This window comes from Terrimonas ferruginea DSM 30193, from assembly GCF_000425585.1.
GTDB classification, from domain to species: domain Bacteria; phylum Bacteroidota; class Bacteroidia; order Chitinophagales; family Chitinophagaceae; genus Terrimonas; species Terrimonas ferruginea.
In genome coordinates this window covers 232083-246247 of sequence record NZ_KE384399.1, presented here as the reverse complement: position 1 = coordinate 246247, position 14165 = coordinate 232083, and the positions used below count along the sequence as shown (strand labels likewise).

The following is a 14165-nucleotide window of genomic DNA, read 5'->3' as shown; positions in this document are numbered from 1 at the left end:
AGGACTGACAACCCAAACTTTATCCGACGTTGCACCGGCGTTAAATTATCGTTGCGGCAGCAGCAGACGCAGCTTCAGCCCTCCGTAATAAAGGAACTCTTTGTCCTGTTCCGCTTTATCGAGGTAAAGGTTAGTGAGATCGAAGCCTGCCTGGGGACCGATTGACCATTGCCAGCGACCTCCCGCATTGAGACGCACGGAAAATCCGGCAGTAAGGTCGAAATGATTTTTATTAAAAAGATCTTTGTCTTTATAATAGACACCACCCTGTGCCACATTGTACAGCAATGCATTTGTATGCAATAAGCGACTGGCGGTAAAACCGATATCGAAGGTTACAGGCGGCATTTTACGTGCCTGGTTGATCTGCCAGTGATAAGCAAGCGGTATGGATACAAAATGGAAACTATTAACGTAATCGTTGTTGGGCTCTCCTACGTTGGCGCGGAACGTTGGATTATATTCCCCTGCTTTCTGAATGGTGCTTGCGTAGGAATAGCGAAGTCCGGCCGAGAAGGTGCTGCGCCGCGTGAGTTGTTTTTCCACCACGGCACCGAGGTTCCAGGCTACATAAGGATTAGCGGCAGTCGGCAGGTAAGTAACGGTACCGGGAACCAGCACGTTGGCCTGTTGTGTAAAGCCGTTGCTCAACACATTCTGCCCGGGTTCTACAGCTTTCATCGAGAGAGGCGCTGCCAATACGCCTGACATGCCAATGCCTCCGTCGATACCGAATCGCCAAGCTTTTTTCTTTTTAGCCTTCGCCTTTTTATCCGGAGTGGCGGCTGTTGCAAGGCTGTCTACCGGTGTTTCGGGCAAGGCTGCGAGCGTGGCAGAAGCTGCGCTTGTATCGGCAGGTGTTGCGCTCAATCCGGGTGCTGTTTCAGCGGTGGCGGCCGGTTCTATGGCAGGTAACTTGCTGATACTATTATCTGGCGCCTGCTGGGTAATAACAGGCTCATTGTTGTCTGCTGGTAGATTTTTGCTGTCTGTTGACGTTGTTTTCGATTGTTGTGCAGTAACCGCAGGCCGGGTATTTTTTCTTGTCCTGGTAACGGCCATTGTTACGGGCGTTGCCGCAGAAGCTTGTTGCTGATTATTGGTAGCAGGAGTAACAGCTACAGGCTGACCGGTTGTGGCGATATCTTTTTGGGTAGAGATTCCTGCATTGGAATGCTTTTCTGTTTGGTTAACAGATGGAGATTGGGTAAGGCTTTTGTTGCCGGTACCATCACCGGTGCCGGAGAAAAATTGCATGCCGGCATAACCACCGGTCAGCAGCAGGAAGAAGAATAAAAAGAAGGCCAGTACACGGCGGCGTTTTTTCTTCCGGATATCGGCCGCCACCCGCTGCCATACTTCGGCAGACGGGCGGAGCTTCAGCTCCTCCAGCCTGTTTTGTATGTCCCTTTCAAAATCATTTACCGGCATAGTTCACTTTTTTAGACGGTACAGAAACATTACGAATCCAACTGATCAGCAGGTTGCGCGCTCTTGCATATTGCGAGCGCGAGGTACTGTCGCTGATACCCAGTATCTCGCCTATTTCCACATGCGAAAAACCTTCAACCGCGTGCAGGTTAAAGATCACCTGGTAACCCTGCGGCAGTTGGCGGACAAGATCTGCGATTTCTTTTGCCTGCAATTTTACGGCAGGATCTTCTTTTTCCACCGGATGCATGTATTCTTCTGTGAAAAACATTTCATCGCGGTAGCGTTTGTTGCGTTTGAGAAAATTGAGGGAGGAGGTGACCATGATCCGGCGGATCCAGGCACCCAACTCCCCTTCAAATTTGTATTGATCTAATTTGGAATAAACCTTGACAAAACCTTCCTGGAGTACATCTTCGGCATCCCGCATGGAACGGGTATAACGGTAGCAGATACCGAGCATAGTAGCGGAATACAGGTCATACAACTGTTGCTGCGCCTGCATTTTGCCTTTGAGGCATTCCCTAACCAGTTTACGCTCGTCTATCATACCGGTGATTCCCTGACACGGGAAAATGTGATTTCGTTGCTCGGGGTAAAATTAAAAAGACCGGGCGTGAATCGTGAATGGTGAATCGTGAATGGTGAATCGTGAATGGTGAATCGTGAATGGTGAATCGTGAATGAGAACAGCCGCGGTGAACTCAGATTTCACCACGGCTGTTTATACATATAACTTAAGACCTACGCCCGAAGTATCTGGCTTAATCCTTATGCCTTAAACCTTAGGCCGACACTTCGGGCCTTACCCCTCAACCTTGTACCTTAAAAGGCACCTGCAAATTGCCCCACCAGATGGTAACCGTTCCTTTTTCATCAATTGTAAAAGTCATCTTTTCAGCGAATTGTGCTGCTTTGCCGGGTTTTACCTTTACACGAAGCGCATCTTCGTCCTGCTTGTATTTGTAAGCGCCCCATTGGTTCCAGGTCTTATTGAAGATGATGGTCCATTCGTTGGTACCGGCAATGCTGAACAGGGAATATTTACCTGCGGGCAGTGTTTTGCCTTCGATTTTTACGTCTTTGGTTACTTCAAAAGTAGTGGCCTCGTTGGCACCGGTGCGCCATACCTCTCCCGCTTTGGGCTCGAGGTCTTTGCCAATGGTTCGGCCTTTAACGGAAGGCTGACTGTAATTGATGGTTACTTCGGTTCCACCAGCCAGTGCCTGCGTAACGGTAGCCGGCGGGCTGGGACGTTTTGATTTGTCCTGATCCTGTGCGGATGCCACCATGGTTGTAACGATGGCCAGTGCGGTAAATAAGAATGAGCGCATGTTATTGTGTTTTTTTAGTACCGAAAAATTACAAATAACAAGCCAGAAGGTTCGTTCTATTGGGATAAACGGCTGCTATCCGTGAGATGACGGATATTTTCCAGTCCTTTTTCCATTTTGGGTCCGTACCAGCGGTCAAACAGGATGCTGGTGAACTTCTCCCAGGGATACCAGCGCAGATGGAAATCCATGTACCATTGTACGGTAGTTGAGTCGCTGCCGGGATGCGAGATCACGTTCCAGCCATTGATGACCGGGCGCATGCTGCTGCGGAATTCGGTGATTACTTCCGTGCCTTTGTTTTCCTGCAATACCAGGCTCACTTTACCATCCGGACTCATATTCACTCCTTTCACTACGCCATTTTCATAATAAAGCGCCGCTGAGTCCAGGCCGGGATACCATTCTTTCCAACGCGCCGGGTCTTGCAGCACCGGCATAATAGCCGAAGGCGGAGCGCCCACATTCGTTGCACGCGATATACGCACATGCGAAGGAATGAATAGTGATATCCCTGTTACCAGGATAAACAGAAAAAGAAAGCTGAAGAAGGCCAGTCGGAGCAGTCGCACGAGGGAGGTATTAAGTTGTAAGTATTAAGTAATAAGTAATAAGTTATAGGTATAAGGTATAAGGTGTAGGGCGTAAGGCGTAAGGTGTAAGGTAAATAGCAGCGGCAATCCCATTCACGATTCACTTATTGCCTAATTTTCAAATCTTCAAATTATCAAATTAACTACTCCCATTTCATGATCCTCGAGGCTACGGCATAACCGACCACCAGCCAGATACCCATGATACCGATCTCCTTCCAGCAGTCGGTGAGATGCAATCCTTCAAATGAAATCTTGCGCATCGCCGTGTTGAATTGCGTGAGCGGCAGGATCTGACAAAGGTCCTGCAACCACTTGGGAAATACTTCTATCGGGAAAAATGTACCGGACAACAACATCTGCGGAAAACCAAACAGGTTGATCATTAACGGAATGGTCGTATCATTTTTTGCCAGACTCGCGATGATCAATCCGATGCCCATCAATAGAAACAACATATAAACCGATAACAACACCATTTCTATAAACGTCAACGCACCATTGACCAGCGTGAAGTTCAAAAAGAAATGACCAAAGAGAATCAGTACGACCACGTTGATCAGTTGAAAAAACAACCGGCTCATGCCAATGCCCAGTAATATATTGATCCGCTTCACCGGCGAGGCATAAAATCTTTTTAACACCAGTTGCTCGCGCAGGCTGAAAAACACCACCGCTATACCAAACAGCGTAGAGAATAAAATGGAAAAGCCGAGCTGGCCGGGCAACACAAAATCGATCTGGCGATAGCGCTTGCCTTCGGTCACCACCGGTTGCACCGCATAGCTGCGTTCGAGATTGGTAACGCGCGCCAGTTCCGTTTTCAACCGCAAATGATCGATTACCTCTAGCAGTACATATAAGTTGGAACCACTTGCGGAAGATGAATGAACGAATACGCGGTATTGTGGAGCCGTACTATCTGCTTGTGGTTGCTTACGTATATCGAGGATGGCTGTCAGTTTTCCTTTCTCAACGGCTTCGTTCATCTTCGCCGTATCGGGATAGTCAACAATACGCAGCAAAGGACTGTTGCGGATACTGTCGAACAGTGCATTGACCGTATCGGAACCGGGTGCCACCGCCAGCGATTGTCTTCCCGGACCTCCGTTGCCAAAAGCGCCGAATATCAGGATAAAGATGATGGGAAACAGCAGGCTGAAGATCACCGACATGGGCTGGCTGAAAATTGCTTTAAAGCTGGCCCTGGTGATGGCCCACAATGCACGGGACTGACTATAGGTTCGTGACATAGAAGGAATTGGCCACAAATGTAGCGAAAACGATTGTACGGCGTGGCTTAACGGATCAGCATTTCAAATGGCATCCGCGCCTGCACGGCTTCACTCATTCGGCGCACTTTCTGCAATTGCTCATACACCCGGAAATAATCGTCACCGAGTTGCTCGCGCATTACTGAAGTATAAGAAGCAGCGGGATCCTTGCGGCCGAATAATTTTTCAAAGAAACCATAGGTTTCCGGCAATTCGCGAACGGTGTAATCGTCCAGTTTGGCCATGCGCGCCGCACATTCGACAGCCTGTTGCAGACCCCCAAAACGGTCTACCAATCCTATTTCCTTCGCGCGATAGCCGGTCCATACGCGGCCTTGCGCAATTTCTTCGATAGCGGCTGTATCTTTTTTGCGGCCTTCGGCTACGCGGTTTTTGAACATCGCATAGATCCGCTCCACATCATGTTGCGTGCGTTGTTTTTCTTCTTCCGTCATCGGGCGGCTTATACTGCCCGTATTTGCGAACGGACCCGTTTTTACTCCATCGAAGGTGATGCCGAGTTTGTTGCGGAAGAATTGCTCCATATCCGGATAAACGCTGAACACCCCGATCGATCCGGTGATGGTGGTAGGCAGGGCAAAGATGCTGTCTGCTGCGCAGGAAATATAATAGCCACCTGAAGCGGCCACATCACCGAAACTCACCACTACAGGTTTTTTGTCTTTACGGGCAAGCGATAGTTCGCGCCAGATATCTTCACTGGCCATGGCGCTGCCTCCGCCGGAGTTTACGCGCAGTACGATGGCTTTGATGTTCTGATCCAGTCTGGCTTTGCGGATGAGGTTGCGGTAGGTTTCTCCACCAATATTTCCTTCCCCGCTTTTGCCGTCGATAATATCGCCTTCGGCATAGATCAGGGCAATGTTGCCGCGGCTGCTGCTGGCCAGCGATGAAGTTGCTTCGCGATAAGTGCCGATGGAAAGGAAATTGATTTTTTCCAGTTTATCGATGTCGAGTTTTGTTTTGATCTCGTCTTTGATCTCATCATCATATTTTACGCCATCCACCAATTTGGCGGCCACGGCATCTTCTGCATAACGGATGGCGCCGGTTGTAGCGAGATTGCGCAACGTAGCGGTATCGACGCTTCGGGCTGCCGAAACAGTTGACAGCAGGTCATTGTACAGGTCATTGAGCCAGATGGTCGTTTGCAAACGGTTGGCATCGGTCATGCGATCGGAACGGAATGGTTCCGTAGCACTTTTGAATTTCCCTGCATAAAAGATCTGCGGCTTGATCTGCAACATATCCAGTGTTCCTTTCAGGAACAGGTAATCCACGCTATAGCCCGACCATTCCAGTGATCCGTGCGGGCTGAGGTAAATTTTATCGGCGGCTGTTGCAATGGAATAAGCTTTTTGCGACATGCGGTCGCCAAAGGCGATCACAAACTTTCCGCTCGCTTTGAAATCGCGGATAGCCGTGCGGAGTTCTTCGCCTGCGGCAAATCCGTTTCCGCTGCCGTTGGCTTTTATATAAAGTCCGGACACATCTTTATCGGTGCGTGCGCGGTGCAGCAACCTGACTACTTCGTATAAACCGGGTACATCTTCGTTGCCTTCTCCGCCGAGGCCAAACATTTTATCCTGCTTTTGCTCGGCAAAATGCTCGGCAAGGTCCAGCACCAGCACCGTGCCTTTGTTCACTTTTGGTACCTGGTTGCGGGCGATCTTACCAACCGTACCGGCCAGCAGGAATACACCGATCAGGGTGAAAATGATGAGAGCAAGTAAACAGGCAAAGAATACCTTAAAAAAACTGCGCATGATAAAAAATGATTTAGGCTCCGACCGATAATCCGGTCCACTACCCGTCAACATTTTGGGTAGAGGGTCAAAAATAAAGATATTTGGGGCGTTCGTGCAGATTACTATATGAATAAGGCTTATTTACTGACCGGTGGCAACCTGGGCAACCGGGAGCAAAATCTATCGCAGGCCAGGGACCTCATATCCCGGCATTGCGGCCGGCTGGTCCGTGTTTCCGCTATTTATGAAACGGCAGCCTGGGGAAAAACCAATCAACCCGCTTTTCTGAACCAGGTGCTGGCCCTCGAAACCACGCTCGCACCGCGAAAGCTACTGGCGGCTTTGCTGGCTATTGAGGCAGAAATCGGCCGCGTGCGATCGGAAAAATATGCGCCCCGCGTGATCGATATCGATATCCTGCTGTTCAACGACCTGCATTATCACGATGAGCACCTTGATATCCCGCATCCGCGCCTGCCGCAGCGGCGTTTTGTACTGACACCGCTGGCAGAAATAGCCGGTGAACAACTGCACCCGGTGCTTCATCGCACCATCCGGCAACTGCTCGATGCCTGTGAAGATCCGCTGCCGGTGGTGAAACTGCATTGATTTTTCCACAAACTATTCATCCCGCTTTTTCCGTAAAACGTATTTCTTTTACCTTGCGGGCTGCTTTATGCGTTACAACTTTATTACAATAGAAGGAAACATCGGAGCCGGCAAGACCACCCTGGCTCATATATTGAGCAAACATTACAATGCCCGGCTGATACTCGAAGAGTTTGCAGACAACCCTTTCCTGCCGAAATTTTACGAAAATCCCCAACAGTTCGCTTTTCCATTGGAATTATTCTTCATGGCAGAACGGTTCAAACAACTGAAAGAACTATTGCAGCAGCAGGACATGTTCCAGGAATTGACCGTTTCCGATTACTTGTTCACCAAATGCCTGCTGTTCGCAAAAGTAAACCTGCCGGAAGATGAGTACCGTCTTTATCAACGACTGTTCGAGATCATTCACCAGCAACTGGTACAACCCGAGCTGCTGATCTACCTGCATGCACCGGTGGATAAATTGCAGGCCAATATCCGCAAACGTAACCGCTCTTACGAACAGCAAATCCCGGATGATTACCTGTTCAACATCCAGGAAACATATACCAATTATATCCGTCAGCAAAATCCGCGGACCTTATTTGTAGATGCTTCCAATGCCGATTTTCTGGGCAATGAAAAGCATACGCAGATTATCTACGATGCGCTGGAAAAGGAGTACGAACCAGGTATTCACTATATCTCGCTTCCCTGAATTGCCGCGTTTCAGTAAATTTGCGTTAACCAATGGACGACAAAGTACCGGTAACGCAGGTTACAAATGATCCTTTTGCCGCAGTGCGGATTCCCGAATACAGATTTCTCCTCTCAGGACGCTTCTGCTTTGTTATGGGCATCCGAATGATGACCACACTCGTGGCCTGGTGGATCTATCATCTCACCAATGACCCGCTTGCGATCGGGCTGGTGGGATTATCAGAAGTCATTCCTGCTTTGTGCATGGCTTTGCCTTCGGGGCATATTATCGATCAGAGTGAAAAGCGAAAGCTGTTGCTCAAGGCCATCTCCTGTTATGTAGTGGCCGCAGCGTTGCTGCTCTTTTTTTCCACTGCTTTTTTTGGTGAACATTTCTCAGGAAGGCAGATCTCGTGGTGTATATATGGAGTATTTTTCTGCACAGGCATTATCCGCGCTTTTGCCGGCCCTACCTTTTCCTCGATGATCGCCAATATTGTGCCGCGGCAGTATCTGCAAAACGCCACTACATGGACGCAGGCCAGTTGGCTTTCCGCCTCCGTTACGGGCCACGCGTTGGGTGGATTTCTCATTGCATTCGTTGGCATTACGGGCACCTTCATCGTGGTCGTTTGCCTGATGATCTCCTCGCTGATCTTTTTGTTCCGCCTTCACCCCAAACCTCCTTCTCCGGAGAAAAAACAACAAAACTCTTTACGCAGCATACAGGAAGGATTGCAGTTTGTATTCCGGACAAAAGAACTGCTGGGCGCCATGGCGCTGGATATGTTTGCGGTATTGTTTGGCGGCGCGGTGGCCATGGTACCGGTGTACGCAAAAGACATTTTACACATCGGTCCGATGGGATTCGGGTGGTTGAATGCCGCTTCTGATATCGGTTCGGCGATCATTGTGGTATTACTCACGCTGGTGCCGATGCGCAAGGCACAGGGCAAAAAATTATTGCTGGCGGTGGGCGGTTTCGGCATCTGCATCATCATTTTCGCCTTTTCCAAATGGTTCCTGTTGTCGTTTGCCGTATTGATGGTTGCGGGTATGCTGGATGGCGTGAGCGTGGTGATACGCGGAACAGTGATGCAATTAAAAACGCCGGATCACATGCGCGGGCGCGTTGGCAGCGTAAGTTCGATGTTCGTCAACTCCAGCAATGAATTGGGACAATTTGAAAGCGGTCTCGCCGCGCGTCACCTGGGCATTATTCCTTCCGTGGCATTTGGCGGATGTATGACCCTGCTCATTTTTATCATTACATGGTTCAAAGCGCCCAAACTCCGGAAGTTCGAATACTGATCAGTAAGTCGTAAACCTGATCGTTGCGGACTTCAGTCGTTGCTGCAACCAGGCAAGCCTCCTGCGCTGCTCCGCGGCAGAGACCGGTTTGGCAAATGATGCAGTTATTGACCAAACGGTGTCATACCTGTTGGTTGCAGGACTGAACACCCGCTCGGGTTGTATGGATATCTCTTTCAGGGATGAGTCTAACGCATACATTTCTTTGGCTAGCTGTTGTTGCAGGGAGTCTGACCTGTAATCGGAACGGAGGGCGCGTTGCAGGCTGTCCATTTTAACATAAATATCTTTTATCGACAAACTCTGTAGCTGCACATCCTGGTTCAGATCATCAAACATTGTACGCGCCGCAGCCTGTGCATCGGGTCCCTGGTAGAGATGTAACTGACAACCCTGAAGCCCGTAATAACGCAGTTTTTTTTCCAACGATTGAATTCCCGAACTATCTATTACATCTCCCATTAATACTACTTCCAGCTTAGATCCGGACGGTTTGTATAAAAGTTGGCTCGTAACAACAATGTGCGTGCGATCCTGGATCTCTTCGCGCACGAAACGGGTTGCCTGCTGTTGAAAAACAGATTTTTTGATGATATGAAAAGTGAGGTAAATGCTGGGGGCAATGGTGAATAAAATAAGTGCTGATATGATCCAGGTAATGCGCTTCTGTTTGTTCTTTTCGCGCTCCGTCACTTTAGGATACCCCAATAAAGTAACCACCAGGAAAGTTGAAATGGCAATCAGCACGCTGTTGATCATGAACAGGTAAAAAGCACCGATTACATAGCTCCAGTTAAAATTGCTGAGGCCGAAACCGATTGTGCAAAGCGGCGGCATCAAAGCCGTGGCAATGGCCACGCCCGGAACCACATTACTTTTCCGCAACTTACTGGCCCCCGCTACAATTCCCGCAACCCCACCTACAAAAGCAATCAGCACATCATAAACAGTTGGGGAAGTACGGGCCAATAATTCTGAACCGGCTTCCTTTACAGGGCTTATGGCAAAATAGACAGTTGAAGTAAGCACACTTACGCCCACCATGATGGCGAAATTGCGGACGGCTTTTTTGACTAATAAAATATCGTTTATTCCCAGGCCAAGTCCGAAACCCGAAATCGGTCCCATGAGTGGAGAAATAAGCATGGCCCCGATGATTACGGCCGGGGAGTTCATATTGAGGCCCAATGAAGCAATAAAGATTGCTGCCACAAGTATCCATACGCTGGGGCCGCTGAATTCGGTTCCGCCGCGTATACTGGCAACAGTAGATTGCACATTCTCCTCGTCGGCGGGCAGTCTCAATTTACGGATCAGGTAGCGTACCGCGGAAGAACGAAGCAGGTTCATTTAGCTATTCGATTGGTGACGGCACTAAAATAGGAAAATTCTCAGCGCTGTGCAGCCATCAGTTTTTCAATCACATAATAGGTAATGGGGCAAAATTCCGTGTTTTTCAATGTGAGCACCGGTCGTTTGATCAGCACGTCCTCATCGGTGTAGGGAAAACGGCGGCAGTCAGATGGCCGGTCTTCGTAAACGGAACAGTGGTTGTCCGCGCCCAGGAAAGGGCAGGGCGATGATTTTACCACAAAATCTCCTTCCTCGTCCACGCGGAGATAGGTTTCGATGAACACGCTTTCGCGCATGCCCATCACTTTAGCGATCCTTTTTACATCGGGAGTTTTGAAGCGGGGGGAAAAGCTTTTGCAGCAGCGGGCGCAGGCCAGGCAATCCACTTTTTCGAATGCTTCTTCATGAAGATCAGGAAGTTGCCTTAAGGTTTTGTTTTTGTCGGCCCTGGCCAGAAATTGTTTGTACAATTTTCGCCGTTCACCCGATTTTTTTTGCCAGTTGTGCAACAGATCTCCCGCCATCGTGCGAAGGTACGGAGGGAATAGTGAATGGTCAATCGTGAATCGTCAATCGTGAATCGTCAATCGTGAATCGTCAATCGTGAATGGTGAATAAAACAGCCGTGAGTCGTGAATGGTCAGTTTGTTTCGAGAGCTTTAGGCCTGAAAACCCAGAACTTAATACTTATTACTTACAACGGCTGTTTTACCTTAAGCCTTACGCCTTAAACCTTTTACCTACAACCTATTACTTACTACCGCCTTATCCACATTCCCCGCCTGTACGAACAAACGCTATTTTTTGTGCTGACAGCATCGTAACTTTGCAGCGCTTTTCGCCAGCCGTCGGTCGACGCGCTGACCTTTCCCGTAGATCTTAAAAATCGCCAATTAAATGAGCTTGTTCGAACAACAATCCAATGAATTCCGTTCCCGCCATATCGGTCCGAGGGAAGGAGACTCCCGCGCCATGCTGCGCGCCATCGGCTCCGCGAGCCTGGACGAACTCATCGACCAGACCGTTCCCGCTGCTATCCGCATGCAATCTCCGCTGGACATCCCTCCCACGCTCAGCGAACATGAATACCTGCGGCATATCAAAGAAGTTTCCCTGAAGAATAAACTCTTCACCAATTATATCGGCCAGGGATATTACGATACCATCACACCCTCGGTAATCCTCAGGAATGTTTTTGAAAACCCGGGATGGTATACCCAATACACCCCTTATCAGGCTGAAATTTCACAAGGCCGTCTGGAAAGTCTGCTGAACTTCCAGACCATGGTCAGCGATCTTACGGGCCTGCCTATTGCTAACGCGTCCCTGCTCGATGAAGCAACGGCCGCCGCGGAAGCCATGAGTATGTTTTTCCATACGCTCAACAAACAGGAAAAACCTGAACGCCCGCGTTTCTTTATCGATAAGGAAATTTTTGCCCAGACAAAAGACGTAATCCGCACAAGAGCCCTGCCACTCGGCATCGAACTCACAGAAGGCGATTACAAAACATTTACACCCGATGGCAGCTTCTTTGGTGCCATTGTACAATACCCCAACGACAAAGGTGCCATAGAAGATTACCGCGCATTTACCGAAGCGGTGCATGCAGCCGGCGCTTATGTGGTAATGGCAACCGACCTGCTCGCACTTACGCTACTTACGCCTCCGGGCGAACTCGGCGCCGACGTAGCGGTAGGTTCCGCACAACGCTTCGGTGTGCCGCTGGGTTATGGCGGACCGCACGCAGCCTTCTTTGCTGTTAAAGATGATTTCAAACGCAGCATTCCCGGACGCCTGATCGGTGTGAGTGTGGATGCGCAAGGCAACCGCGCATTACGCATGGCCCTGCAGACACGTGAACAACACATCAAACGCGAAAAAGCAACTTCTAACATTTGTACCGCACAGGCACTGCTGGCCAACATGGCGGCCATGTATGCGGTCTATCACGGACCCGACGGACTGCGCAATATCGCGCGCCGCGTGGCATTGCTCGCGCAAACTGTTGGTGAAGCGATTGCCGAACGTGGATTTGAATTAGTGTCCAACGCATTCTTCGATACCATCGTTGTGCGTGTTAAAGATGTAAACATCATCCGCGAAAAAGCAGATCGTCAGCAGATCAACCTTCGCTACATCGATCATCAGCATATTGGTATCTCCCTCGACGAAACCACGCTGCCCGAAGATCTGTATGACCTGATCAATTGTTTTGAAAACGATACAGACCCCGTAGCATTCGACATTGCCCAGGATGCGGAACTCGTACATCTGCCTGCTTCACTGCAACGCAGTTCCGATTTCCTCACACATCCTGTATTCAACAGCCATCACAGCGAAAGCCAGATGATGCGCTACATTAAGTCACTCGAGAACAAAGACCTTTCGCTCAATACATCGATGATCTCCCTCGGCAGTTGCACGATGAAACTGAATGCAGCTACGGAAATGATGCCACTGAGCTGGTCGCACTGGGCGCGTATGCACCCGTTTGCGCCACTGGATCAGGCCGGAGGTTATCAATACATCGTGGATGAGTTGTCCCGCTACCTCTGCAACATCACCGCATTCGACGCGTGCAGTTTGCAGCCCAACAGCGGTGCACAGGGCGAGTACGCAGGTTTGCTGACGATCAAAGCCTACCACGAGGCCAATGGCGATCATCACCGCAACGTCATGCTGATCCCCATCTCTGCACACGGCACCAACCCTGCTTCTGCCGTTATGTGCGGAATGAAAGTGGTAGTAGTAAAAGCATTGGAAAACGGTTACATCGACATAGAAGACCTGAAAGTGAAAGCAGCACAATACTCCAATCAATTGTCGGGTATCATGATCACGTATCCCAGCACTTATGGTGTGTATGAGGAAACAGTGAAGGAAATCACCGACGTCATTCACCAGCATGGCGGCCAGGTATACATGGACGGTGCAAACATGAACGCACAGGTGGGCTTAACGGCTCCCGGTCTGATCGGTGCAGACGTTTGTCACCTCAACCTGCACAAGACCTTCGCCATTCCGCACGGTGGTGGCGGTCCTGGCATGGGTCCTATTTGTGTAAAATCACATCTTGCACCACACCTGCCCGGTCACGTATCATTGGCTGGTGAAAAAGGAGTGGTGTCGATGAGTGAAGGCCGTGGCGCGGTATCTGCTGCTCCCTATGGCAGTGCCTCCATCCTGCTGATCTCTTATGGTTATATCCGCATGCTCGGCGCGCAAGGTCTTACCGATGCAACGCGCTATGCAATTCTCAATGCCAACTACATGCGTGCGCGCCTTGCTTCCAAATACGATATTCTTTATACCAATCACCAGGGACAATGTGCACACGAATTCATCGTTGACCTGCGGCCGTTCAAGAAAACTGCCGAAGTGGAAGCGGAGGATGTTGCCAAACGTCTGATGGATTACGGCTTCCATGCGCCGACGATGAGTTTCCCCGTTCCCGGCACCATCATGATCGAGCCTACAGAAAGTGAAGACAAAGCAGAACTCGACCGTTTCTGTAATGCGATGTTGTCTATCCGTGAAGAAATTGAAGCGATTGAAGAAGGCAAAGCCGACAAAAAAGATAATCCGCTGAAAAATGCTCCGCATACGCAGGCGGTGATTTGTTCTTCTAACTGGGAGCATGTCTATTCCCGCGAGCAGGCTGCGTTCCCGCTGCAGTATGTAAGCGAGAATAAATTCTGGCCAAGTGTTGCGCGTGTGAACAATACCGTTGGTGACAGAAATCTTATCTGTACTTGTGAGCCGGTGGAGAGCTATATGGAGACTGAGGCCTGAGAAGGAAACAGCCGC

General features: G+C 49.7%; 12 protein-coding genes. 4 read left to right on the top strand and 8 right to left on the bottom strand.

Annotated features, from left to right (window positions below):
- Positions 1-45 precede the first annotated feature (45 nt).
- The 6 genes from H608_RS0115580 to sppA all read right to left on the bottom strand — a co-directional run bounded on the left by H608_RS0115580 (position 46) and on the right by sppA (position 6419).
- Entirely contained in the window at positions 46-1431 is a 1386-nt protein-coding gene (locus H608_RS0115580) for a porin family protein (RefSeq protein WP_028788490.1), read from the bottom strand.
- Positions 1418-1981: an RNA polymerase sigma factor gene (locus tag H608_RS22600; RefSeq protein ID WP_038008672.1), complete on the bottom strand. Its 564-nt coding sequence runs from the start codon at positions 1979-1981 to the stop codon at positions 1418-1420. The genes H608_RS0115580 and H608_RS22600 overlap by 14 nt, the downstream gene beginning before the upstream one ends.
- A 262-nt stretch (positions 1982-2243) precedes the next feature.
- Positions 2244-2765, bottom strand: a complete 522-nt coding sequence (locus H608_RS0115570; protein ID WP_028788489.1) for a DUF2911 domain-containing protein — start codon at positions 2763-2765, stop codon at positions 2244-2246.
- A gap of 56 nt (positions 2766-2821) precedes the next feature.
- Positions 2822-3337: an SRPBCC family protein gene (locus H608_RS0115565; RefSeq protein ID WP_028788488.1), complete on the bottom strand. Its 516-nt coding sequence runs from the start codon at positions 3335-3337 to the stop codon at positions 2822-2824.
- Positions 3338-3501: 164 nt separating this feature from the next.
- Positions 3502-4611 (bottom strand): ABC transporter permease, encoded by a 1110-nt coding sequence (locus H608_RS0115560; protein WP_028788487.1) that lies wholly within the window; start codon positions 4609-4611, stop codon positions 3502-3504.
- Between the two features lie 47 nt (positions 4612-4658).
- Positions 4659-6419, bottom strand: coding sequence for a signal peptide peptidase SppA (gene sppA / locus H608_RS0115555; RefSeq protein ID WP_028788486.1), 1761 nt, complete (start codon positions 6417-6419; stop codon positions 4659-4661).
- Between the two features lie 108 nt (positions 6420-6527).
- Between sppA and folK the strand changes: the two genes are divergently transcribed.
- The 3 genes from folK to H608_RS0115540 all read left to right on the top strand — a co-directional run bounded on the left by folK (position 6528) and on the right by H608_RS0115540 (position 9002).
- The gene (folK, locus tag H608_RS0115550; protein WP_028788485.1) at positions 6528-7010 is read left to right on the top strand and encodes a 2-amino-4-hydroxy-6-hydroxymethyldihydropteridine diphosphokinase; all 483 of its coding nucleotides are present in this window, start codon (positions 6528-6530) and stop codon (positions 7008-7010) included.
- A gap of 67 nt (positions 7011-7077) precedes the next feature.
- Positions 7078-7710 (top strand): deoxynucleoside kinase, encoded by a 633-nt coding sequence (locus tag H608_RS0115545; protein WP_028788484.1) that lies wholly within the window; start codon positions 7078-7080, stop codon positions 7708-7710.
- A 32-nt stretch (positions 7711-7742) separates the two neighbouring features.
- Positions 7743-9002 (top strand): MFS transporter, encoded by a 1260-nt coding sequence (locus H608_RS0115540; protein WP_051268372.1) that lies wholly within the window; start codon positions 7743-7745, stop codon positions 9000-9002.
- On the opposite strand, the gene H608_RS0115535 is transcribed toward H608_RS0115540, so the two are convergent.
- A complete protein-coding gene (locus H608_RS0115535; RefSeq protein WP_028788482.1) occupies positions 9003-10352 on the bottom strand; it encodes a DUF389 domain-containing protein in 1350 nt (449 codons plus the stop codon). It lies immediately after the preceding gene.
- A 41-nt stretch (positions 10353-10393) separates the two neighbouring features.
- Positions 10394-10879, bottom strand: coding sequence for a YkgJ family cysteine cluster protein (locus H608_RS0115530; RefSeq protein ID WP_028788481.1), 486 nt, complete (start codon positions 10877-10879; stop codon positions 10394-10396).
- Positions 10880-11252: 373 nt separating this feature from the next.
- On the opposite strand from H608_RS0115530, the gene gcvP reads away from it, so the two are divergent.
- Positions 11253-14150, top strand: a complete 2898-nt coding sequence (gene gcvP / locus H608_RS0115525; protein WP_028788480.1) for an aminomethyl-transferring glycine dehydrogenase — start codon at positions 11253-11255, stop codon at positions 14148-14150.
- The last annotated feature ends 15 nt before the right edge of the window (positions 14151-14165 follow it).